The following is a 22,342-nucleotide window of genomic DNA, read 5'->3' as shown; positions in this document are numbered from 1 at the left end:
GGGCTCTTTTTTTTTCTAAGCAGAAGTTATCGCATATTTTAATGAAAAAAAAGTTGTATTATATCATAATAAGTCGTTGATGAAATAATTTACCAGTGATACTATTGTTATACACTCTGGAAATATATTCAATATTTTAGTTAGAGCAATTTTAGCAAAATTATTTTAGGAGATGCACCAATGAAAGCAAGGGTAATCCGTTATTATCGTTTTGGCGAACCAAGTGAAGTGTTATGTATGGAAGAAAAAGATGTGATACCCCCTGGCCCCGGTGAATTAGCAGTGAGGATGTATGCTCGGCCTATTAATCCCTCCGATATTATTCCTGTTCGAGGAGCTTATCCGCATCGTACCCGATTACCAGCTGTTCCCGGTTTTGAGGGTGTAGGGGTGGTAGAAGCAGTAGGAACGGGAGTTTCCAATCAAATGTTGGGGCGCCGTGTCTTGCCGCTAAAAGGTGAGAACACTTGGCAGGACGTGGTGAAGACCTTGGAGGAACATACGATTATTGTGCCAAATGATATCGATGATCAATCAGCCAGTCAGCTCTATATTAATCCGGTTACGGCTTGGTTGATCTGTACAGAGGTGCTTAAGCTTACGTACGGTGATACCCTGATTGTGAATGCAGGGGGATCTGCAATCGGGCGAATCTTTGCACAGATCTCAAAAATCTATGGATTTAAATTGATTGCGCTTACGAGAGATGATCGTCATACTGCTGAATTGTATCGTCTTGGAGCAGTTTCTGTTATCAATACGACGAAAGAGTTGCTACAGGCTAGAATTGCGGAATTAACAGAGGGATACGGTGCTGATGCAGCCGTGGATTGTATTGGAGGGACAGACGGGGAACAGTTGGTGAGTCGCCTTAAACCAAATGGGACGGTCATCAGTGTAGGACTGCTTTCGGGGATCACACCGTTATGGCATGAAGTAACCCGGGGAACACAAGTTCATGTGAAACTTTTCTGGTTAAAACATTGGGTGGAACGCTGTACGCAAGAACGCTGGGAACAGGTATTTCATGAGGTGATGGAGCTGGTCAGAGCAGGGAGGCTTGTCATGACAAACATTGGGGCGACGTATGAACTAACGAATGTACAAAAGGCTATTGCAGCGGCTGAATCGGGTATCGAGGGGAAGGTTCTCTTAATACAGTAGTACATAAAACTTGGAAAAAAGTCCAATCTCATTATCATATAAATTACTTTTTCGAAAATAAAGGTACACAAAAGATACATAATGAACTAAAATGAACTTATATGAACATTATCAAACTCAATCCCAACTAATTTAAATGACGAAAGGAATGGATTAATAATGGAAAATCGTTATGCTGCACATCCCAATGAAGTGAGAACGTATGATACATCTCGCCTGCGTGAGGAATTTTTGATGGAGCAACTGTTTGCAACTGATGAATTGGTAACGGTGTATTCTCATGTGGATCGTTATATTGTGGGAACGGCTGTACCTGAGAGCAAGGACATTACCCTTGAAGTAAACCTGAAAGATATCGGAACGAACTTTTTCCTGGAGCGTCGTGAAATCGGTATCATTAATGTCGGTGGTCACGGAACAGTGACAGCGGACGGACAAGGTTATGAGATTGGAGCGAAGGAATGTCTCTACATCGGTAGAGGTGTGAAGGAAGTTGTGTTCACGAGCAGTGACAAGGCTCAACCTGCCCAATTCTATTTTGTATCCACACCGGCTCATCACACCTATCCAACAGTAAAAGCAACGCAAGAACAAGCTCAGCCGAATCATCTGGGCAGCATCGAAACTTCCAATGAGCGTACGATCTATCGTTACATTCACCAAGGAGAAGGTGGAATTCAGAGTTGTCAGTTGGTGATGGGCATTACCGAACTCAACAAGGGTAACATGTGGAACACGATGCCTGCACATACCCATAACCGCCGTTCCGAAGTATACTTGTACTGGAACTTGCCTGCAGACGGTGTTGTATTCCATATGATGGGTGAGCCAAACGAAACACGCCATCTGGTTGTACGCGACCGTCAGGCGATCATTTCCCCAAGCTGGTCCATTCACAGTGGTGTGGGTACAAGCAATTACACCTTCTGTTGGGCGATGGCTGGTGAGAACCAGACGTTCGAAGATATGGACGGCGTAGCGATGAAAGACCTGAAATAATAAATTACAGATGTCTGAGTTAAATTGACAGGGTAGACACTAGAACGAAGGGTACAGAAAGGACCAGAAGAAGCGAAGCGTGCGCCTTTATCACCAGATTTCTCCCTTTAAATAAGGGATCAAAGGAAATATGGGGATAAGAGTGATCGGAAGGTTTTCTGTACCCGAAGTGTAAGTGCGAAACTACCATTTAACTCAGGTGGTATAGGAAGTTGATTATGATGAATCCATTGAAAAGACATGAAAAAATTATGGAGGCTCTGCTGGAACGCCAGGAAGTAACCGTCAGTGTTCTGAGTGAGTTGTTGCAGGTGACGGGTAAGACTGTGCGAGAGGATCTCGACAAGTTGGAGAGTATGGGACTGCTCGTACGTGTCCATGGTGGTGCTATGCTGGCTCAGAATGACCAGTATGGCATCTTGAATAGCCGCGGAGTTACCGAGAAGCATCATTCGGAGAAGACGGAGATTGCTGAACGTGCCCTTGCTTACATTCGACCTGGAGATATCGTTGCTCTCGATGGTGGCAGCACCACGCTAGAGATGGCCAAACGTCTCGATAATCAACCGCTGACGGTGGTGACCAATGACCTGTTCATTATTGCGGAGTTGACCAAAAAGGAGCAAGTGCGACTGGTTGTGCCTGGCGGGGCTCGTGTACGGAATATGCTGGTTGGGGATGATACGGCTGCGTTTATATCCAGTCTTAACATTCATAAAGCCTTTATATCCACCACAGCCCTTCATCCGGAATTTGGATTATCCATATACACGGGAGATCTGGTTCCTTTGAAAAAAGCAATGATATCTGCCTCGCAGCAAGTATACGGCGTTGTGGATCATTATAAATTCGGACAATTTGCACTGCGAACTTTCGCCCAGTGTTCGGAACTGGACTACATTATCAGCGATAGTCGTTTGGATGAAGAGACGGCTGCCTTATACGAGCAGAGTGGTGTCACAGTGGATTATCAAAGTTAACCTCATTCATTATTCATGGGATTAAAGAACGGACGGATCTAAGGATTGCATATCAAAACCATGCGGAGGAATCATTCATGAACCCATTTGATTTAAGCGGACAAGTTGCACTGGTGACAGGTACCTCGGGAGGACTTGGACAAGGGATGGCCATTGGTTTGGCAGAAGCAGGTGCTGATGTGGTGCTGGTCTCTTATTCCAAGCCTACGGCAACGGCAAGTGCCATTGAAGCACTCGGACGCAAAGCTTATGTGATTGAAGCGGATTTAAGTCGTGAAGATGAGTTGTCGGCTGTGTTCGAACAGGCGCTTGCGTTCCAGGGCAGAATTGACATTCTCGTCAACAATGCCGGAATCATTCGTCGCACACCTGCGGCTGATCATGCAGGGCAGGACTGGCATGATGTAATTGGTCTGAACCTGAACACTGTATTTTTCCTAAGCCAATTGGCAGGCAGACATATGATTGAACGCGGAAGTGGCAAAATCATTAATATTGCATCCATGTTGTCCTATCAAGGTGGGATCAATGTGCCAGGATATACAGCCAGTAAACATGGCGTTGCCGGTTTAACCAAAGCACTCGCCAATGAATGGGCAGGTAAAGGAATCCAGATTAACGGTATTGCACCTGGTTATATGGAAACCGATAATACTACCCAGATCCGTGCGGACGAGAATCGTTACCGGGATATTACAGCCCGTATTCCTGCGGGGCGTTGGGGAACACCTGAAGATCTGAAAGGCCCGGTTGTCTTTCTGGCATCTGCCGCTTCGGATTATCTGAATGGTCATGTGCTGAATGTCGATGGCGGCTGGATGGCACGTTAATCACTTGATAATCGGATTAGCATAAGGAGGCAGTGAGATGAAACTTGGTATTCTGGCACATACATTTGGCAAACAGCCTACAGCACAGCTTGCGCAGACGATTGCGGATAACGGATTTAATTCCGTACAGCTGGCGCTGGCCAAAGCATTATCCGATGTGGACTCATCGAATGGCAAGCTCAGCCCTGGGCTGGCGAATGAGATTGGAGATCAATTTGCACAGCGCGGGGTGAAGATTGCGGTACTGGGCTGTTATATTAATCCGATTGACCCTGATCCGGTAACAAGACGTGCGGACATTGATCGATTCAAGGAGCATCTGCGTTATGCCCGGGATTTTGGTTGCAGCATGGTAGCAACGGAGACCGGGGGCTTGGACACCTATCGGGGTACGCATCCGGATGGATATGAAGAGAAGGCGTGGAGTGTGCTGAAAGAAACGGTTGAGGAGTTGGCTGAGGAAGCGGAGAAATGGGGCGTGCATGCGGCGATTGAGCCTGTGTCCACACATACTCTTCATACCCATGAACATATGACACGTTTGTTTGAAGAGATTCCTTCATCGAATCTGGGGATGCTGTTCGATCCGTGTAATCTGATCAAGCAACCACATGCAGCAGATCAAGGGGCTTTCTTGCGCGAGGTGATGGAATCGCTGTATCAGCGCATGATTGTGATCCATGCCAAAGATGTAGCCTTTGATGCACAGGGAGAGAAGTTTAATCCGGTACCTGGGGCAGGAATACTGGATTACCCGTTATTTTTTGAATTGTTAAAAACGTATAAGCCACATATCGATATTTCACTTGAAGGCGTAACTGCGGAGGAAGCTGTACCTGCGGCCAAACATTTGCGTGAAGTATGGAGTGCAGTTCGGGTCTAACCAAACCCAGGATGAGGTATTGCATACCGAAGCCAAAGTAGCTGAAAAACCTTTGCGAGTGCAAAGGTTTTTTTGGTACAGAAATCGATAATGTACATATTTAATTTTTCTTATCGGAACAATCGGAAATAAGTCTTTTCAAATGCGACATCTTGTGAGAGAATATGGAAAACATACGCCACCATGCGAAGACATCAGGAACTTAAAGAACGTATATATCGAGGGAGGATTCAGATTTATGTCAAACGAACGTGAGCTTTCATTTGAAACATTGGCAATTCATGCAGGCCAGGAGATTGATCCAACCACCAACGCACGAGCTGTTCCCTTGTATCAGACAACATCCTATGGATTCAAGGACACCGAGCATGCAGCTAACTTGTTTGGTTTGAAAGAGTTTGGCAACATCTATACCCGCCTGATGAATCCAACAACCGACGTGTTTGAGCAACGGATTGCGGCGTTGGAAGGCGGAGCTGGAGCGCTGGCTACAGCTTCTGGTCAGGCAGCCATTACGTTTTCACTTCTGAATATTGCTGGTGCAGGCGATGAGATCGTGTCTTCGGCGAGTTTGTATGGAGGTACATACAATCTGTTCTCGACGACTTTGCCAAAATTGGGTATAGACGTGAAATTTGTGGATTCCAGTGATCCTGAGAATTTCCGGGCAGCGATTACGGAGAAAACGAAAGCATTGTATGCCGAAACGATCGGTAATCCAAAGGGGAATGTACTGGATATTGAAGCGGTGGCAGCCATCGCTCATGAACATGGAATTCCTTTGATCGTGGATAATACATTCCCAAGTCCGTACCTGCTTCGTCCAATCGAACATGGCGCAGATATTGTCGTTCACTCTGCAACGAAATTTATTGGGGGTCATGGTACATCCATTGGTGGCGTTATCGTGGATAGCGGAAAATTTGACTGGAAAGCAAGTGGCAAGTTCCCTGGGTTGACGGAGCCGGACTCCAGTTATAATGGTGTTGTATATACGGAAGCGGTTGGACCGATTGCTTATATTATCAAAGCTCGTGTACAACTTCTGCGTGACTTGGGTGCAACGATATCTCCATTCAACTCATGGTTGCTGCTGCAAGGACTGGAGACATTACATCTGCGCGTAGAGCGTCATAGTAGCAATGCCCTTGCGGTTGCGGAATTCCTTGAGAAACATGAGGATGTGTCTTGGGTAAGTTATGCAGGTCTGCCGAGCCATGGTTCTTATGAGCTTGCACAGAAGTATCTGCCAAGAGGGCAAGGCGCGATTCTGACCTTTGGAATTAAAGGTGGTGCGGACGCCGGTCGCAAGTTGATTGAGAGTGTCAAACTGTTCTCTCACCTTGCGAACGTTGGCGATTCCAAGTCACTGATTATTCACCCGGCAAGTACAACTCACGCACAGTTGACTGAAGATGAACAGACCGCAGCAGGGGTTAATCCGGAATTGATTCGTCTGTCTGTGGGTACGGAGAACATTCAAGACATTATCTATGATCTGGAGCAAGCCATCAAAGCAAGTCAGGGAGCAAGTGTAGGCGCATAAATAGCATTTGGTGAATGTGTGAACAATCACTTAAGTGGTATGCCATAAACAGGTCATATTGAATATTAAAATGATGGTTAAAGCCGTTGTCCTCCGGGACAGCGGCTTTTATCTTTTTGAACACGCATGTATGACTATCCATCGAAAAAAGCCCATTTACAAATGTGGATCACAGGCATATACTGATTAAAAGTTGTATTGAGTAAACACAATTGCATAAGTGCAAAAATGATTATCATTCTCATTCGAGATTATTTCAAAATCATTCACAAAACCATGCTGCTGCGGGATTCCCGCAGCAGCATGTGTCATTTTTAGGGCATTAACAATGGCTCTCATTCTCAATACAACTTCATTTTTGGGAGCGGAATTTAGCAGACTCGTCATCCGCAAACCTACCATTCGAAAGGAACGTGATTCATATGCAAGCGATACATCAACCACTACACAGACAGAAACAAGCGGGACAGCGCTTATCCCAAACACCAGGCCCAAACCGGGGACGTAAGCCAGATTTTCGAGCCATGTTGCAGAATAAAGAGATGCAATCTGCATTGGGCAGCGGGCTGTTGATGCTGATTGCCTGGGGAACTGCACCGTATTTCGGGACTTTGTCCATCATGCTCTACATTGTGGCGTATGCCGTAGGCGGTTGGACCAAAGCGAAGGAAGGCATCGAGACACTGGTCAAGGAACGTGATCTGGATGTAAACCTGCTGATGATTGCAGCATCCCTCGGGGCAGCAGCCATTGGTTACTGGAATGAAGGTGCGATGCTGATCTTTATTTTTGCACTCAGTGGTGCGTTGGAAAGTTATGCGACAGAGCGCAGTCATAAGGATATCTCATCTTTACTGGCGCTCAAGCCAGAGACTGCACTGCGTATTGAGGATGGACAGATGAACCTCGTGGCTATTGATGATCTGGAGCCGGGTGATCTGCTGTTGGTCAAACCGGGAGAACTCATCCCAGCAGATGGTGTCGTGTACCGGGGGAGTTCTTTTATCAATCAGTCGTCCATCACCGGAGAATCCCTGCCTGTGGACAAAGTTGCGGGGGATGAAGTCTATGCAGGTACGGTAAATGGGGAGGGCGCATTATACGTAGAGGTCACAAAATCGGCTGAAGGGTCACTGTTTGGCAAGATCATTAAAATGGTGGAAGAAGCGCAGGCGGAAGTACCGGATTCTCAGCGTTTCATGGAGCGGTTTGAAGGAATTTACGCACGTATTGTTGTGGGGGTGACCTTACTTGTCATTGCAGGAACTCCGCTGCTGCTTGGCTGGACATGGAATGAGGCATTTTACAAAGCGATGGTATTTCTGGTGGTTGCTTCGCCTTGTGCATTGGTGTCTTCCATCATGCCTGTTATGCTGTCCGCGATGTCCAGCAGCGCCCGCCGTGGCATTCTCTTTAAGGGTGGTGCCCATATGGAGAATATGGCTCGCACGCGGGTCGTGGCTTTTGACAAAACAGGTACATTGACCATGGGCACCCCGCAAGTCACCGATATTATTACGGCTGAACATGTAGATCGTACCCAGCTGTTAGCTGCGGTAGCGGCAATTGAGAACCTCTCGATGCATCCTTTAGCTCGTGCCATCGTAGATCAGGCGAACAAGGAGAACATTACACTTCAGGATGCGGAGCACGTACATGCTCTAACAGGCTGGGGTATCGAAGGAACGGTGAACGATGTGATCTGGAGCATTGGCAAAACAAATGTACTGGGATCAATGCAGTCAGAGGAGATGAAAGACAGCAACGTTGATGATCCAGATGAACATGGTGCTAACCATGTGAAGGGTTCTTCTGAGTGGGGTGATGTATGCTCCCGTCTTGAGGGGGAGGGGAAAACCGTATCCGCTGTTATGGCTGATGGTGAATTGGTCGGGCTGATCGCGATGCGGGACACGGTACGGCCACAGGCAGCAGCTGCAGTGAAAAAGCTTGAAGCGATGGGTGTAAAAGTTGCGATGTTAACAGGTGATTGAGCCAGATCAGCTTCTGTAATTGCGCGTGAAACTGGAGTAAGCATGGTCTATGCAGACTTGCTGCCTGGAGATAAGGTGAAGCAGGTCCAAGCACTCCGCAAACAGTATGGTCCTGTGCTGATGGTAGGGGATGGTGTAAATGATGCACCGGCACTTGCAGCAGCTACTGTGGGTATGGGGATGGGATTGTCCGGCAGCGGAACTGCACTGGAGGTGGCTGATGCGGTACTCATGAACGATAACATTGAAGAGATTGCTTGGGTGATTGGGCAGGCCCGGCGAGCTCAGCGTACGGTGAAACAGAATATGTGTTTTGCCATCACCGTTATTCTGGCCTTAATTGCGGGTAACTTCCTCCAAGACGTCGCATTGCCTCTGGGTGTGGTAGGTCATGAAGGCAGTACAATTCTGGTTATTCTGAATGGGCTCAGGCTGCTACGGTAATCAGATTTGGAGAGGAAAATGGCTAATTGGTTTCGCTGGTAGTATGCGGCTGATTGAACGGCTCACGTTTGAACCTTGGGTCAGAGGGTAATGATTCGAAGAGAAGATTCGATAATAAGGGAGCTGTGAAATATGGGACGTTATGTACAAGTGGAACCAAATGTAAAAGTATATGTTGAAGATATTGGCGAAGGAACCCCGGTTGTCTTTTTGCACGGCTGGCCTGTTAATTATAAAATGTTTGAATACCAATTGAACGTACTGCCGAACCATGGCATTCGTGCAATCGCGATAGATTTTAGAGGATATGGCTTATCGGATAAGCCTTCCACAGGATATGATTATGATCGCATGGCAGATGATGTTCGTGCCGTTATTGATGATCTGGAGCTGAAAGACGCGGTACTCGCAGGGTTCTCTATGGGTGGAGCGATTGCAGTACATTACATGGCTCGCCATAAGGGACATGGCGTCTCCAAGCTGGCCTTGTTATCTGCGGCAGCACCTGTGTTCACACAGCGTGAAGGTTATCCGTATGGATTGACTCCAGAGCAGCTGAACGAGCAGATCATTGAGCCAATCTTTGCAGATCGTCCGAAGTTGCTGGAGACGTTTGGCGGCATGTTCTTCGCGAAGAAACACAGCCAGCCATTCATGGATTGGTTCCACGCGCTTGGCATGGAGGCTTCATCTTATGGTACCATTCGCAGTGCAATTGCGTTGCGGGATGAGGACTTGCGAGGTGACCTGAGTTCGATTCAGGTGCCAACAGCCATTTTGCACGGGAAAAAGGATGAGATCTGTCCGTTTGAGTTCGCCGAGCAGATGCACAAGGGCATCGCTTCGTCTCAACTGATTGCTTTTGAAGAGAGTGGTCATGGTGCATTCTATGATGAATTGGAAAAATTCAATTCGGAACTGATTCGTTTCATCCAATCCTGATCAGGAGAGGGCATAATACCTCTGACAGACGATCCCAGTAATTTCATGGAATCTTCATTTGTGGCTAAACAAAGAACCCGGTCGACAGTCTTGGACTGTTCGCTCGGGTTCTTTAGTCTTCAATTAAAACAGTTCGGTCAGACCAATCATCGTGATGAGTCCGAGCAAAAAGGACATCGTCGCCACACGTGCATTGCCATCGCCGTGACTCTCGGGAATAAGTTCCTTATAAACAATGAACATCATCGCACCGGCTGCAAAGGCCAGACCATAAGGCACAAGACCAGCTACGAGACTGCTCAAGGTGTAACCAATCATAGCTGTAATAATCTCTACCGCTCCGGTCAGGGTGGCAATACCCAGCGCTTTGAAGCGGCCAATGTTCTGGTTCACAAGAAAGAGGGCCACCAGGAATCCTTCCGGTGCATTCTGCAATCCGATGGAAAAGGCAATGAGATTGCCCAGGTTCTCATCCGAGCTTGCATAGCTAACGCCAACGGATAACCCTTCTGGCAGATTATGCATGGTGATGGCTGCAATAATCATGAAAGCTTTGGTTTCAATTTTAAAAGGCATTTTCTCGGGATTCTCCAGATCGACGTGTGGAATCTTCATCTCCAGCACCAGTAGAACCAGGCTACCAAGCATAATACCAAATGCAAGTACAAAGAGATTTGATTGGCCAAGCGCTTCGGGAATGAGATTATAGACCGAGGCCGAGGTCATAATACCTGCGGCGTATGCCAGCAAGATATCACGCAGACGGTGTGATATTTTGCGCATAAATAGAATCGGTACGGCCCCTAGGCCGGTAGACATGGCTGATATAAAACTGCCAATGAGTGCATCGTTCATGCTTCCATTTTCCCTCCTGATGAAGACTTCTTCATAATCGCTGCCGAGCATTGACACCGTACATAAAAGAGATCATAATGAACAACAGATTAGAATGATTATAAATTAGAATTCCGTTTCTGCATAGGGCCATTGTCATTTCACAGGCAGGTCTTGTGGACATGATGTGGGCTTTTCGTTCTAGTGTATGCAAAAGCCTAAGCTTTTGATGCCGGAGGGTCTAACCTTTTTGCAGAACCCGGGGGAGGAACTATACATGTATAAATCAATTATTATTGGAACAGGCCCTGCAGGGCTGACAGCAGCAATCTATCTGGCACGTGCCAACTTGAACCCACTCGTTATTGAAGGACCACAACCTGGTGGCCAACTGACAACAACGACTGAAGTGGAGAACTTCCCAGGTTTCCCTGATGGTATTATGGGTCCTGAACTGATGGATAACATGCGTAAACAAGCTGAGCGCTTCGGTGCTGAATTCCGCACAGGCTGGGTGAACAACATCGACATGAGCGAGCGTCCATTCAAGATTCAAGTTGAAGGTATGGGTGAACTCGTATCGGAAACATTGATCCTGTCCACAGGTGCAACTGCTAAATACCTGGGTATCCCTGGCGAAGAAACGAATGTAGGCCGCGGTGTCAGCACATGTGCAACATGTGATGGATTCTTCTTCCGTAACAAAGAAATCATCGTTATCGGCGGTGGCGACTCTGCTCTTGAGGAAGCAAGCTTCCTGTCCCGTTTCGGTTCCAAAGTAACGTTGGTACACCGTCGTGAAGAACTGCGTGGCTCCAAAATCATGCAGGATCGTGCACGGAGCAACGAAAAAGTAGAAATGGCTTTGAACCGTACACCACTCGAAGTACTTGCTGGCGACAACGGCGTAACCGGACTGAAAGTGTTAAACAACGAAACAGGTGAAGAAGAAGTGATTCCGGCAAGTGGCGTATTCGTAGCTATCGGTCACACACCAAACACTGGTTTCCTTGGCGGACAGATCACTACGGACGAACATGGATATATCCTGACTACACCAGGTACATCCGAGACAAACATCCCAGGCGTATTTGCATGTGGTGACGTTCAGGATACACGTTACAAACAAGCGATTACAGCTGCAGGCAGCGGATGTATGGCTGCCATGGACACAGAGAAATACATTGAGAGCTTGGAGCACAGCGCAGTTGTTCTGTAATAGAATGAGCTGATTCCAACCAAACTATAGATTAATATAAAACCATATGAGGTGAATTAAACATGGAAAACGTAATTGTATATACATCAACGAACTGCCCGAACTGCAAATCCGTAAAAACGTTCCTGGCTGACAAAGGTATCTCTTATGAAGAGCGCAACATCGAAACTAGCGATGAATTTGCACAACAAGTATGGGACATGGGTGTACGTGCCGTGCCATTGACTGTCATTGGTGAACACCGCATTCTGGGTATGAACAAAACCCAATTTGCCAAAGCATTGGACGCTTAAATCAGGCTGATTATCTGAATCATCATGTGTTGAAAGAAATTTTCGATTCATATGTAATTCCGGTTTTCGCGAGCCGTTAGGATATAGAAAGAACCGTACCCGGAAGGGTACGGTTTTTTGTGCAAACGCAGAATATGATCTAGAAAAAAATACTCATGAAAGTCTGAAATACAACATACACCAGCAATCCTGACAGCATGTACATGAAACCAGCCTTCTTTTTGCTCTGGAACAATCGGAGTATGCCAAGGCTGAACAGGGGCGCAAGCACAATCAGGAACAGGAGGACGGTGACAAACATTTGCGCCGAGATATCTGAAGTATCCACGTAGGTCACGCTTTTTTTCACTCCGTTTCGTTATCGGAATTAACACAGCTTGATTCACACAGCCATGACAAAAATCACATAACCCCATTATACATCTGGATTTCTTTAACAAAAAGGGAGGAAATGGGGCGAAATGATGTCAATTTTCATCTGTTATTAGACAGACACCCTAATTTTACCTAAAAACTGGGATATCGCAGAGTAAGCGGCACCAACACGGGTGGAACGGCTGCCCAGAGCTGCCCATTCAATCTGCAAACTGCGGCGGTGATAAGGTAATGTACGTTCCTCGACAACTTGTTGTAACGCTGTTTCAATCCATGGACCTGCTTCAGAGAGCGGACCGCCAATGATAATACGTTCCGGGTTGAAACTGTTAACGATATTGGTAATGCCAATCCCCAGTTTTCGCCCAATCGTGTTGTATAATTCTTGAACAGCCTGGTGGCCTTGCTCCGCATAATGAATAAGTTCGCGTGTGGTATGAGCAGGTAATTTTAGCTGGTGATCCGGGTGCTCGTAGGCTTTTTCCGATGCGTACAACTCCCAGCAACCACGATTACCACAGGAGCAGGGCAGACCTTCCGCTTCAATGGACATATGGCCTGTTTCTCCTGCGTAGCCCCACGCGCCTTTGTATAATTCACCATCTACCATGATGCCTGAACCAATCCCCATGCCTGCACTGATGTAGATCATGTGACGTACACCGATACCTGCCCCAAAATTCAACTCTCCATGAGCACCAGCATTGGCTTCATTATCGATCGTTACAGGCAGTTGAAATTCTTCTTCAAGCATCGAGCGCAGAGCTACCTTCTCCCATCCCAAGTTGGGTGCAAACAGGACCGTTCCTGCCTCATCCACCATGCCGGGCACCCCGATGCCAATACCAATGACTCCATGAGGGGAAGCAGGAGCTGCTTCAATGAGCTGTTTTGCTGCCAATTTCAATTGCTCCAGTACAGAGGACACGTCATGATGTTCCAAGGTCACTGCGTACTCTGTAATGATGTGTCCTTCCAGATCTGTAAGCACACCTTTCAAGTGGGTCACACTGAGTTCCAGACCGACTGCATAGCCTGATGTCCCTCGGAACAGCAGCATGAGTGGTTTACGTCCGCCGCTGGATTCACCAGGGCCAATCTCCTGCACCAGGTCATCACTGATCAGATCAGCAACCAGGTTGGATACCGTTGCTTTGTTCAGCCCCGTAACCTCGGACACTCGTGCGCGAGAAAGAGGGGCATGGCGCCGGATCGTATCCAGAACGATCGACTTGTTTATTTTTTTGACCAGCATCTGGTCTCCGGTAATTTTCATATGGTTAAGGCACTCCTATTCTTCTGATAAAAGGGTTCTGACCCACATCCGAAACAAGTTATTCGACTATTATAGCGTAAACAACCGTGTAAAAAACATTTTTATTTTTACTTTGTTTAACCAATAGACAAAGTAAATTCGATGTGATAGGATAACGGTGTAAACGATTTCTTAAAACTATTGAGGAGGCATTTTACACATGGCCTATTTTGAATCCGTTAATAAAATTGCATTCGAAGGTAAAGATTCCAAGAATCCTTTTGCTTTTAAACATTATAATCCGGAAGAAGTGGTAGCCGGCAAATCGATGGAAGAACATTTCCGTTTTGGCATGGCTTACTGGCATACATTAACTGCAGGCGGCAGTGACCCGTTTGGTGCGGAGACAGCTGTTCGTTCGTGGGATAAATACTCAGGTCTGGACCTCGCGAAAGTACGCGTGGAAGCGGCATTTGAATTTTTGGAAAAAATGAATCTCCCGTTCTTCTGTTTCCACGATGTGGACATTGCACCAGAAGGCAACAACCTGCGCGAGTTCTACAGCAACATTGATACCATTGTTGATCTGATTGAAGATCATATGAAATCCAGCGGCAAAAAACTGCTCTGGAACACGGCGAACATGTTCTCGAACCCACGCTTCATGTTTGGTGCAGCATCCACTTGCAACGCAGACGTGTATGCTCACGCTGCAGCACAGATCAAAAAAGGTCTGGAAGTGGGTAAACGTCTGGGCGCTGAAAACTATGTATTCTGGGGCGGTCGTGAAGGTTACGACACATTGCTGAACACAGACATGCAACTGGAGCAAGACAACATTGCTCGCATGTTCCACATGGCTGTAGACTACGCGAAGGAAATTGGCTTTGACGCACAATTCCTGATCGAGCCTAAACCAAAAGAGCCAACGAAACACCAATATGATTATGATGCAGCAACTTCCATTGCTTTCTTGCAAAAATACGGTTTGGACAAACACTTCAAACTTAACCTGGAAGCGAATCATGCTACACTGGCTGGTCATACATTCGATCACGAAATCCGCGTTGCTCGTACAAACGGTATGCTCGGTTCCCTCGATGCGAACCAAGGCGACATGTTGATCGGTTGGGATACGGATGAGTTCCCGGTTGATATGTACGATGCTACATTGACAATGTATGAAGTATTGAAAAACGGCGGTATCGGCCGTGGTGGTGTGAACTTTGACGCGAAAGTACGTCGTGGTTCCTTCGAAGCAGACGATCTGTTCCTGGCACACATCGCAGGTATGGACACGTATGCAAAAGGTCTGAAAGTAGCAGCGAAGTTGATTGAAGATCGCGTATTCGATGACTTCATCGAAAAACGTTACAGCAGCTTCAGCGAAGGTATTGGTGCAGATGTGGTTGCAGGTAAAGCAACATTGGCTTCCCTTGCTGAGTATGCGTTGAACAACGAAAGCCCACGCAAGAACCAATCCGGACGTCAGGAATTGCTGAGAGCACAACTTAACCAGTACATTCTGGCTGACTAATAGCGGATTAGGCAGGGTTGGTGTACGTCGACCACGGATGGTTACTCAACTCATATGTGTTGGACATTAGTGTCCAACTAGCCTATTCACAAGATTAGTTTGTACCATGGAACGCCTGAACAAGCATGACATTCGGACCGTCCCCGACTTTCCCTTGGGAAGACGGGGGCGGTTTTTTGATTAAAAAAACAACGCTATTTTTTAGATTTTTGATATAAATGTATCTTTAAGATGGTGCATGCAGAACGAAGTGAGCAGAAAGGACCCGAGGAAGCAAAGCGCTCGCATTTATCCCCGGATTTCTCCCTTGCTAAGGGGTATAAAGGAAATCTGGGGGTAACGGCGATCCAAGGGTTTTCTGATCACGGAGTGACTTTCATGCGTACTTGGATCTTTCGTGGATATAACCTGTGATAAACGAGAGGAGCTAACCTATGAGTTACGTAATTGGTGTCGATCTGGGAACCAGCGCGGTTAAAACCGTGTTGGTCAATCGTGAAGGGAAAGTGGCATTTGAAGCATCCGAGGCATACCCGTTGTACCAGCCCAAAGCCGGATACAGTGAACAAAATCCCGAAGATTGGGTAGAGCAGACGATTGTTTCCTTGCGTAAATTGCTGGAAGTGTCTGGCGTGCAGCCTTCGGAAATCGAAGGATTGAGCTTCTCGGGCCAGATGCATGGACTGGTCTTGGTGGATGCAGAAGGTAAACCGCTGCGTAACGCAATCCTGTGGAACGATACACGCACAACGGCTCAGTGCCGTCGCATCGAAAAAGTGCTGGATGGCAAGCTGTTAAGTATTGCCCGGAACCGTGCACTGGAAGGCTTTACCTTGCCAAAAATTCTGTGGGTTCAGGAGAACGAGCCTGAATTGTTACAGCAAGCATCCTTGTTCCTGTTGCCTAAAGACTATGTGCGTTATCGCCTGACCGGGGATTACGCTATGGATTATTCTGATGCAGCGGGTACCTTGCTACTGGACGTTGCAGGCAAGCAGTGGAGCAACGAGATTGCAGAAGCATTCGAGCTGCCAATCTCTCTTTGTCCACGTCTTGTGGAATCGTTTGAGGAAGTGGGCACGTTGCTGCCTGAGATTGCGGATCAAACGGGTCTAGCGGCTACAACAAAAGTATACGCAGGTGGTGCGGATAATGCGTGTGGTGCCATTGGCGCAGGTATTCTTAGTGAAGGACAGACGATGTGCAGCATCGGAACGTCCGGGGTTGTGCTTTCCTACGAAGAGCGTAAAGATCTCGACTTCGAAGGCAAAGTACACTTTTTTAATCACGGGGAGAAAGATGCTTTCTATATTATGGGTGTAACGCTTGCCGCAGGATATAGCCTGTCCTGGTTCAAGGATACGTTTGCAGCTGATAAATCATTTGATGTGCTCTTGCAGGGCATCGATCAGATTCCGGCGGGCAGCAACGGATTGTTGTTCACACCATATATCGTTGGGGAGCGTACACCTCATCCGGATGCGAATATCCGTGGCAGCTTCATCGGTATGGATGCAGGACACAAGCTGGAGCACTTTGGACGTGCGGTGATGGAGGGCATTACCTTCTCGCTACGCGAGTCCATTGATATTCTGCGTGGTGCAGGCAAAACAGTCAATGAAGTCATCTCCATTGGTGGCGGCGCCAAGAACGAAGCTTGGTTGCAAATGCAGGCTGATGTCTTTAACGCCACGATTGTGAAGCTGGAGAGCGAACAGGGTCCAGCGATGGGTGCAGCGATGCTGGCTGCCTATGGTTGTGGCTGGTTCCCGTCCTTGCAGGAATGTGCAACAGCGTTTATTCGTCCAGCGAAGTCCTATGAGCCGAACCCGGAAACGGTTGCCGTCTATGATGGACTGTTCGCACTGTATCAAGAAGTCTATGGACAGACGCGTAGTCTCAATGATCGTTTGGCTGAATACCGTTAATTCATTTATTTCACTACATTAATATTGTGATTACCTTAAAAGCATCCGCGAAGGCGGGTGCTTTTTTTGTCGTTCATCAAGATTAACCCCATGAAAGGTTTACTTGGCCTGCATATCCGCATTCCAGCTCTGCATAGATTGGAAATAGAGGATTGTGATTCGTCCAGGCATCGTGTGTCGGACATTTTAATAGGTAGAAGCTTGAGCATGGGGGTGAAGCTTTGGATGGACATGAGGAACATGGAAGACCACATATTACCTTGTCGATGATTGTTCGTAATGAAGAGAATCGGTATCTCAGGCAGGCACTGGAGAGACATCGTCCCTGGATTGATCGCGCAGTAATCATTGATGACGGAAGCACGGATGCAACGGTCGCGCTGTGCAGGGAACTTCTGGACGGTATTCCACTCGTATTAGTGGAGAACACAGCTTCACGTTTTGCAGACGAGGTAAGCCTGAGAAAACAACAATGGGAAGAGACGGTGGCGACCGATCCGGAGTGGATTTTGAATCTGGATGCGGATGAGATTTTAACCAGTGACTTTGGGTTGTTACGGGATCTGCTGCTCAGTGGCAATGAAGATGCGATCTATTTCAGATTGTTTGATATGTGGAGTGAGACGCATTACCGGGAAGATGAGTTCTGGCAGGCGCATGCCTACTATCGGCCATTTCTGATTCGTTATCACCCGGGGATGAACTATGAGTGGAAGGAGACACCCCAGCATTGTGGTCGTTTTCCGTTAACGATCCAGCATTGGTCCTATGGATGTCATGCTCCCCGGGTGAAGCACTATGGTTGGGCGCGGGAAGAAGACCGTATCCGCAAATATGAACGTTATCAAGCACTGGACCCTGAAGCAAGATACGGTTGGAAGGAACAGTACGAATCGATATTGGATCAAGAGCCACGACTGTTGGCATGGTTCGAATAAGGAGAGGGGGAGTGAGCACGTTGAAGAAAGAACCGTTACGCAAATCGCAAGAAGAATCCCAACCTCAAATAGAGCTGAATTCACAAGACAAAGAGAATGAGAAAGAACATCAAAAAGAGGAGCAACATGAGAGCCTGAAAGAGAGCCAGAGTAATCATCGACCGTCCAGACGTTCTGATAATTCGCTGGAAACCCGCCAATCGGAAGAGCATGAAGCGTTTGGGCAAGAAAGAATACTGATCGCCAGCCCGATTCGCCAGACAACTCCGGTTCTCCGTGAATTTCTGGATTCTCTGCATGCACTGGAACGAACAACAGTAAAGACGGATTATCTGTTTGTTGACGATAACGTGGAAGAAGCCGCATCGAATATATTGCATGAATTTGTGCTTCAGCATGAGGGGACGGTTATTCAAGCAGATGAACATGGTAGCGGTAGTCCTGACAACAAAGGGGTGTACACCAAGGATGAGGGAGGACACTATTGGCAGGATGATCAGATTTGGCGTGTAGCCGGTTTGAAAAATCGCATATTGCAATATGCACGCGACAATCACTACGATGCGGTGTTCCTGATTGATTCTGACTTGGTGCTGCATCCGCGGACGCTGGAGCAACTCGTATCGAGTGGCAAAGACATTGTTTCTAATATCTTTTGGACCCGCTGGCAGCCAGATGCCAGGGAAATGCCGCAGGTATGGCTGCAAGATGAGTATGCCTTGTATCGCCGCGGTGGCAAAACAGTAGACGGAACCGAGGCGGAGGACGAGGGCACGCAAACGACTGCTTTTCTAAATCAGCTACGGATCCCGGGTTGTTATGAAGTTGGAGGGCTGGGGGCATGTACCCTTATTCGCAAAAATGTTCTGGCAGCAGGAGTCTCATATGACCAGATTCCCAATGTATCCTTCTGGGGCGAAGATCGTCATTTCTGCATCCGTGCTCAGGCACTGGGTTTTCGTTTGTTCGTTGATACTCATTTCCCTGCGTACCACATCTATCGATTGTCCGAACTGCCGGGGGTTTCCGCCTTTAATCGCAGGGCGAGAAGAGGTGAGGAGACGATCAGTATTACCCTGTGTATGATTGTGAAAAATGAAGAAGCTTCCCTCGCCAGATGTCTGGACTCGGTCAACGGTATTGCCGATGAGATTGTAATCGTGGATACCGGATCAACGGATCGTACCCGTCAGATTGCTTCCAGATATACGGATCGTATCGTTGATTTTGAATGGGTGGATGACTTTGCAGCAGCACGCAACTATGCCTTCGATCAGGCGAAGAGTGAATATATTCTGTGGCTGGATGCCGACGATGTGTTCGAACCGGAAGATCGGGCGAAATTGATCGCCTTGAAACGTTCGCTGGACCCGGATGTTGATAGTGTCACGATGGATTACAATCTGTCATTCACAGCAGATGGCAAGGTAGCCTACAGCCTGCGCCGGAATCGTCTGGTGCGTCGGGATCGGCAATTTCGCTGGATTGGCGCGGTGCATGAATATCTGGCTGTAGCGGGCAATCTGCTGCATAGTGATATAGCGGTTACCCACAAGAAAGATAAGGAGTATACCGATCGGAATCTGCGGATCTATCGCAAAAGGGAACAGGCCGGAGAGGAATTCGGGCCGCGTGACTTGTATTATTTCGGTAATGAACTGAAGGACCACGGACAACATGAGGATGCGGTAAAGTACTATGAGAAGTTTCTGGATACCGGACTGGGCTGGGTGGAAGATCAGATCGCTGCTTGCCAGAAAATTGCGGATTGTGAAGCTGCACTTGAACATCCGGAACAGGAAGTCACGGCGTTGTTCCGATCATTTGCCTATGATTTGCCAAGAGCCGAGATTTGCTGTCGATTGGGTGGTTATTTTGCCGACCGTGAAGATTATCGCAAGGCCCTGTTCTGGTACGAACAGGCGACTCGTGCTGTACGTCCTGATGACCCTATGGTAGTGCTGAATGAAGCAGCTTGGACCTGGATGCCGCATCTGCAACTATGTGTGTGTTATGACCGGATGGGTAACCGTGCCAAGGCCCGGGAACATAATGATATCGCACTCGCCTATCATCCAACACATCCAAGCATGTTATATAACGATCGATACTTTAAAGATTTGGAGAAGGATAACGTATTGGAAAATGCTTAGTATTCTCAGTCGAAATGCGGCCTCTTTCGTGGAATTGAATGGGTGAATCAGCCCATGTTCCATGGAGAGGTTTTTTGCATTGTGATAAAAGTACATCCTAGAGTTGGTGACAGATGCATTCACATTGAAATGGATTAATGTATTTCATCCAGGGGAGGATATGCTTTACAATAATGAATAACGGAAAAGCGGTGACCATGATTGCCTGTCTTCGGCTGCCGAATTGATGAATCAAGGGGAACTGGATATGAATCTGACGGAAGTACTATTGGAGTCGAGGCTGGTCGCGATTGTGCGCGGTATAAGCCGCGAAGCGGCAGTAACAGCTGGACAAGGTATGACAGGTGGCGGCATCCGACTAATGGAAGTCACACTGAACACACCTGGAGCACATGATATTATTGCAGACTGGCGTGAGCGGCATGAAGGAAAGGCTTATGTTGGAGCGGGTACGGTACTGAATGTGCAGATGGCGAAGGAAGCAGTCGCTGCAGGAGCACAATTTCTGGTGTCTCCCAATGTCGATCTGTCTGTCATTGAATATGCTGTAGAACATGGTGTCGAGATCTGGCCTGGAGCCATGACACCTACGGAGATTGTCGCTGCCCATGAAGCGGGAGCACGAGTTGTGAAGTTGTTTCCGATGGCGAGTCTGGGCATACCGTATCTGCGGGAGATCAAAGCTCCACTGAATCATATTCCACTGCTGGCAACAGGTGGTGCCACACTAGAGAACATTGCTGACTACTATGCAGCAGGCGCTGCTGCAGTGGGTCTGGGAAGTGCACTTTTACCACGAGAAGCTCTTGTAGCAGGAGATCATGAGCAGATTGCAGCATGTGCACGGAGATTTGTGGAAGCAGCTGAAGCCTAGTATTTCAGCATCAGATGAGGAATATGTATATTTGGGTATATATATGATGGTTCCTTTAAATTAGTTGTTGGATTAATCTTTATCATAAAAACCCATGTCGCTTAACGTGCCGTTCATTCTATTGTTTTATGATGGATGTATGCCGGAATTCGGAGAGGAGAGATGCCCTGTGAAAGCTAAAACAATGATAGGCGGCATGCTCGCCGTGGCCGCAGTAACGGCAGGTGGATTATGGAAGGCAGCGGTAAAGAGCCAAACCCCCAAGAAGATTCCAATCACACTCACACCCCCAATGCCATTTGAGGATGTGACCTTTGACAGTGGGGGAGGTCGATTGCATGGCTGGTTCATCCCGGCCAGAGCCGACATTCCGAAACCATGGCCGCTCGTTATTATTGCACATGGCTGGGGCTCCAATCGCTCCCGTGTTCTTCGTTACGCACGTCCGATCTGGGAAGCTGGATATGCCTTATTTATGTATGATGTGCGTAGTCATGGGGCTAGTGATCCGGTTCGTGCTGCATCTGCCTACTTGTTCCGGGATGATCTGCTCGCGGCGTTGCAGTATACGACTGCACGACCAGAGATTGATGCGGATGCCATCGGAGTGCTTGGTCATTCTTTGGGGGGATTGGGTACGATTCTTGCAGTGACGGAGGGAATTCCTGTATCAGCAGTGATTACGGACTCGATGCCATCGCAATTTGAAGTAATCGTCAGTGCAGAGCTGAGACGCCGGCGTCTGCCCTTGTTTCCACTGGCCCAGTTAATTCCGAGAATCTGGTTCTGGCGACTGGGTGAATCTCTGAAATCTTATCGTCAGCGTGATCCGGTGATGATGCTGAATGAACGGCGCAGGGGGATGCAACTGCCGATGCTTATGGTGCACTCCAAGGGAGATAATTTCATTCCCCCGAGTGAGCTTGAATATTTTATGTCCAAAGCCGATCCGCCTGTTGAACATCTATGGGTCAACAGCGGAGGACACAGTTGTTCTGAGGAAGATCCCGCCTTCTGGGATACCGTTATTCCCTTTTTGAAAACCCATGTCCAAGGTCAGGCGAAGTTGAACGATTCGTCTAAAGCGAGTAGTTGACAAGGTAGATTCAGCCTACATAAGAGTGCAGGCTAACAGAGAAAACGCCAACGAAATT

General features: G+C 47.6%; 18 protein-coding genes and 1 pseudogene. 16 read left to right on the top strand and 3 right to left on the bottom strand.

Going from position 1 to position 22,342, the window contains the following annotated elements:
• The first annotated feature begins 180 nt into the window (after positions 1–180).
• The 8 genes and pseudogenes from EL84_RS10115 (at position 181) to EL84_RS10075 (ending at position 9,782) form a co-directional block, all read left to right on the top strand.
• Positions 181–1,164 carry a zinc-dependent alcohol dehydrogenase family protein gene (locus EL84_RS10115; protein ID WP_047841593.1) on the top strand — a complete coding sequence of 328 codons (984 nt, stop codon included), beginning with the start codon at positions 181–183 and terminating at the stop codon, positions 1,162–1,164.
• Between the two features lie 159 nt (positions 1,165–1,323).
• Positions 1,324–2,163 carry a 5-dehydro-4-deoxy-D-glucuronate isomerase gene (gene kduI / locus EL84_RS10110; protein WP_047841592.1) on the top strand — a complete coding sequence of 280 codons (840 nt, stop codon included), beginning with the start codon at positions 1,324–1,326 and terminating at the stop codon, positions 2,161–2,163.
• A 221-nt stretch (positions 2,164–2,384) separates the two neighbouring features.
• On the top strand, positions 2,385–3,143 hold the full coding sequence (locus EL84_RS10105; RefSeq protein WP_047841676.1) for a DeoR/GlpR family DNA-binding transcription regulator: 759 nt from the start codon (positions 2,385–2,387) through the stop codon (positions 3,141–3,143).
• Between the two features lie 77 nt (positions 3,144–3,220).
• A complete protein-coding gene (gene kduD, locus EL84_RS10100) occupies positions 3,221–3,973 on the top strand; it encodes a 2-dehydro-3-deoxy-D-gluconate 5-dehydrogenase KduD (protein WP_047841591.1) in 753 nt (250 codons plus the stop codon).
• A gap of 37 nt (positions 3,974–4,010) precedes the next feature.
• Positions 4,011–4,856 carry a sugar phosphate isomerase/epimerase family protein gene (locus EL84_RS10095; RefSeq protein WP_047841590.1) on the top strand — a complete coding sequence of 282 codons (846 nt, stop codon included), beginning with the start codon at positions 4,011–4,013 and terminating at the stop codon, positions 4,854–4,856.
• Positions 4,857–5,094: 238 nt separating this feature from the next.
• On the top strand, positions 5,095–6,402 hold the full coding sequence (locus EL84_RS10090) for a homocysteine synthase (protein WP_036668035.1): 1,308 nt from the start codon (positions 5,095–5,097) through the stop codon (positions 6,400–6,402).
• A gap of 422 nt (positions 6,403–6,824) precedes the next feature.
• A pseudogene (locus tag EL84_RS10080) lies at positions 6,825–8,840 on the top strand (heavy metal translocating P-type ATPase).
• A gap of 132 nt (positions 8,841–8,972) precedes the next feature.
• Positions 8,973–9,782, top strand: coding sequence for an alpha/beta fold hydrolase (locus EL84_RS10075; RefSeq protein WP_017692232.1), 810 nt, complete (start codon positions 8,973–8,975; stop codon positions 9,780–9,782).
• 123 nt (positions 9,783–9,905) lie between these two features.
• Here the strand turns inward: EL84_RS10075 and EL84_RS10070 are convergent, their stop codons facing one another.
• Positions 9,906–10,637: a ZIP family metal transporter gene (locus tag EL84_RS10070; protein WP_036606933.1), complete on the bottom strand. Its 732-nt coding sequence runs from the start codon at positions 10,635–10,637 to the stop codon at positions 9,906–9,908.
• 256 nt (positions 10,638–10,893) lie between these two features.
• Between EL84_RS10070 and trxB the strand changes: the two genes are divergently transcribed.
• Positions 10,894–11,835, top strand: coding sequence for a thioredoxin-disulfide reductase (gene trxB, locus EL84_RS10065; protein ID WP_047841589.1), 942 nt, complete (start codon positions 10,894–10,896; stop codon positions 11,833–11,835).
• Positions 11,836–11,897: 62 nt separating this feature from the next.
• The gene (locus EL84_RS10060) at positions 11,898–12,128 is read left to right on the top strand and encodes a glutaredoxin family protein (protein WP_036668031.1); all 231 of its coding nucleotides are present in this window, start codon (positions 11,898–11,900) and stop codon (positions 12,126–12,128) included.
• A 139-nt stretch (positions 12,129–12,267) separates the two neighbouring features.
• Here the strand turns inward: EL84_RS10060 and EL84_RS10055 are convergent, their stop codons facing one another.
• Together EL84_RS10055 and EL84_RS10050 are read right to left on the bottom strand one after the other, a co-directional pair.
• A complete protein-coding gene (locus EL84_RS10055) occupies positions 12,268–12,465 on the bottom strand; it encodes a hypothetical protein (protein WP_017692236.1) in 198 nt (65 codons plus the stop codon).
• Positions 12,466–12,612: 147 nt separating this feature from the next.
• Positions 12,613–13,779 (bottom strand): ROK family transcriptional regulator, encoded by a 1,167-nt coding sequence (locus EL84_RS10050; protein ID WP_047841588.1) that lies wholly within the window; start codon positions 13,777–13,779, stop codon positions 12,613–12,615.
• Positions 13,780–13,978: 199 nt separating this feature from the next.
• On the opposite strand from EL84_RS10050, the gene xylA reads away from it, so the two are divergent.
• The 6 genes from xylA to EL84_RS10020 all read left to right on the top strand — a co-directional run bounded on the left by xylA (position 13,979) and on the right by EL84_RS10020 (position 22,284).
• Positions 13,979–15,295 (top strand): xylose isomerase, encoded by a 1,317-nt coding sequence (gene xylA / locus EL84_RS10045; RefSeq protein ID WP_036606941.1) that lies wholly within the window; start codon positions 13,979–13,981, stop codon positions 15,293–15,295.
• 434 nt (positions 15,296–15,729) lie between these two features.
• Entirely contained in the window at positions 15,730–17,223 is a 1,494-nt protein-coding gene (gene xylB, locus EL84_RS10040; protein WP_047841587.1) for a xylulokinase, read from the top strand.
• Between the two features lie 221 nt (positions 17,224–17,444).
• Positions 17,445–18,161, top strand: coding sequence for a glycosyltransferase family 2 protein (locus EL84_RS10035; RefSeq protein WP_235431516.1), 717 nt, complete (start codon positions 17,445–17,447; stop codon positions 18,159–18,161).
• A 1,082-nt stretch (positions 18,162–19,243) separates the two neighbouring features.
• Positions 19,244–20,314 (top strand): glycosyltransferase, encoded by a 1,071-nt coding sequence (locus EL84_RS33090; protein WP_200869389.1) that lies wholly within the window; start codon positions 19,244–19,246, stop codon positions 20,312–20,314.
• A 247-nt stretch (positions 20,315–20,561) separates the two neighbouring features.
• The gene (locus EL84_RS10025) at positions 20,562–21,188 is read left to right on the top strand and encodes a bifunctional 4-hydroxy-2-oxoglutarate aldolase/2-dehydro-3-deoxy-phosphogluconate aldolase (RefSeq protein ID WP_047841586.1); all 627 of its coding nucleotides are present in this window, start codon (positions 20,562–20,564) and stop codon (positions 21,186–21,188) included.
• A 169-nt stretch (positions 21,189–21,357) separates the two neighbouring features.
• The gene (locus tag EL84_RS10020) at positions 21,358–22,284 is read left to right on the top strand and encodes an alpha/beta hydrolase (RefSeq protein ID WP_235431515.1); all 927 of its coding nucleotides are present in this window, start codon (positions 21,358–21,360) and stop codon (positions 22,282–22,284) included.
• The last annotated feature ends 58 nt before the right edge of the window (positions 22,285–22,342 follow it).

Origin of the sequence: Paenibacillus sp. VT-400 (assembly GCF_001029205.1) — a bacterium.
Taxonomy (GTDB): Bacteria; Bacillota; Bacilli; order Paenibacillales; family Paenibacillaceae; genus Paenibacillus; species Paenibacillus amylolyticus.
The sequence above is the reverse complement of the archived record's forward strand: the minus strand, read 5'-3'. Positions and strand labels throughout refer to the sequence as shown.

What these genes read in the sequence shown, in the direction of transcription:
- EL84_RS10115 (WP_047841593.1), top strand. Translation starts at nt 181, where the DNA reads ATGAAAGCAAGGGTAATCCGTTATTATCGTTTTGGCGAACCAAGTGAA.
- kduI (WP_047841592.1), top strand. Translation starts at nt 1,324, where the DNA reads ATGGAAAATCGTTATGCTGCACATCCCAATGAAGTGAGAACGTATGAT.
- EL84_RS10105 (WP_047841676.1), top strand. Translation starts at nt 2,385, where the DNA reads ATGAATCCATTGAAAAGACATGAAAAAATTATGGAGGCTCTGCTGGAA.
- kduD (WP_047841591.1), top strand. Translation starts at nt 3,221, where the DNA reads ATGAACCCATTTGATTTAAGCGGACAAGTTGCACTGGTGACAGGTACC.
- EL84_RS10095 (WP_047841590.1), top strand. Translation starts at nt 4,011, where the DNA reads ATGAAACTTGGTATTCTGGCACATACATTTGGCAAACAGCCTACAGCA.
- EL84_RS10090 (WP_036668035.1), top strand. Translation starts at nt 5,095, where the DNA reads ATGTCAAACGAACGTGAGCTTTCATTTGAAACATTGGCAATTCATGCA.
- EL84_RS10075 (WP_017692232.1), top strand. Translation starts at nt 8,973, where the DNA reads ATGGGACGTTATGTACAAGTGGAACCAAATGTAAAAGTATATGTTGAA.
- EL84_RS10070 (WP_036606933.1), bottom strand. Translation starts at nt 10,637, where the DNA reads ATGAACGATGCACTCATTGGCAGTTTTATATCAGCCATGTCTACCGGC.
- trxB (WP_047841589.1), top strand. Translation starts at nt 10,894, where the DNA reads ATGTATAAATCAATTATTATTGGAACAGGCCCTGCAGGGCTGACAGCA.
- EL84_RS10060 (WP_036668031.1), top strand. Translation starts at nt 11,898, where the DNA reads ATGGAAAACGTAATTGTATATACATCAACGAACTGCCCGAACTGCAAA.
- EL84_RS10050 (WP_047841588.1), bottom strand. Translation starts at nt 13,779, where the DNA reads ATGAAAATTACCGGAGACCAGATGCTGGTCAAAAAAATAAACAAGTCG.
- xylA (WP_036606941.1), top strand. Translation starts at nt 13,979, where the DNA reads ATGGCCTATTTTGAATCCGTTAATAAAATTGCATTCGAAGGTAAAGAT.
- xylB (WP_047841587.1), top strand. Translation starts at nt 15,730, where the DNA reads ATGAGTTACGTAATTGGTGTCGATCTGGGAACCAGCGCGGTTAAAACC.
- EL84_RS33090 (WP_200869389.1), top strand. Translation starts at nt 19,244, where the DNA reads ATGATTGTGAAAAATGAAGAAGCTTCCCTCGCCAGATGTCTGGACTCG.
- EL84_RS10025 (WP_047841586.1), top strand. Translation starts at nt 20,562, where the DNA reads ATGAATCTGACGGAAGTACTATTGGAGTCGAGGCTGGTCGCGATTGTG.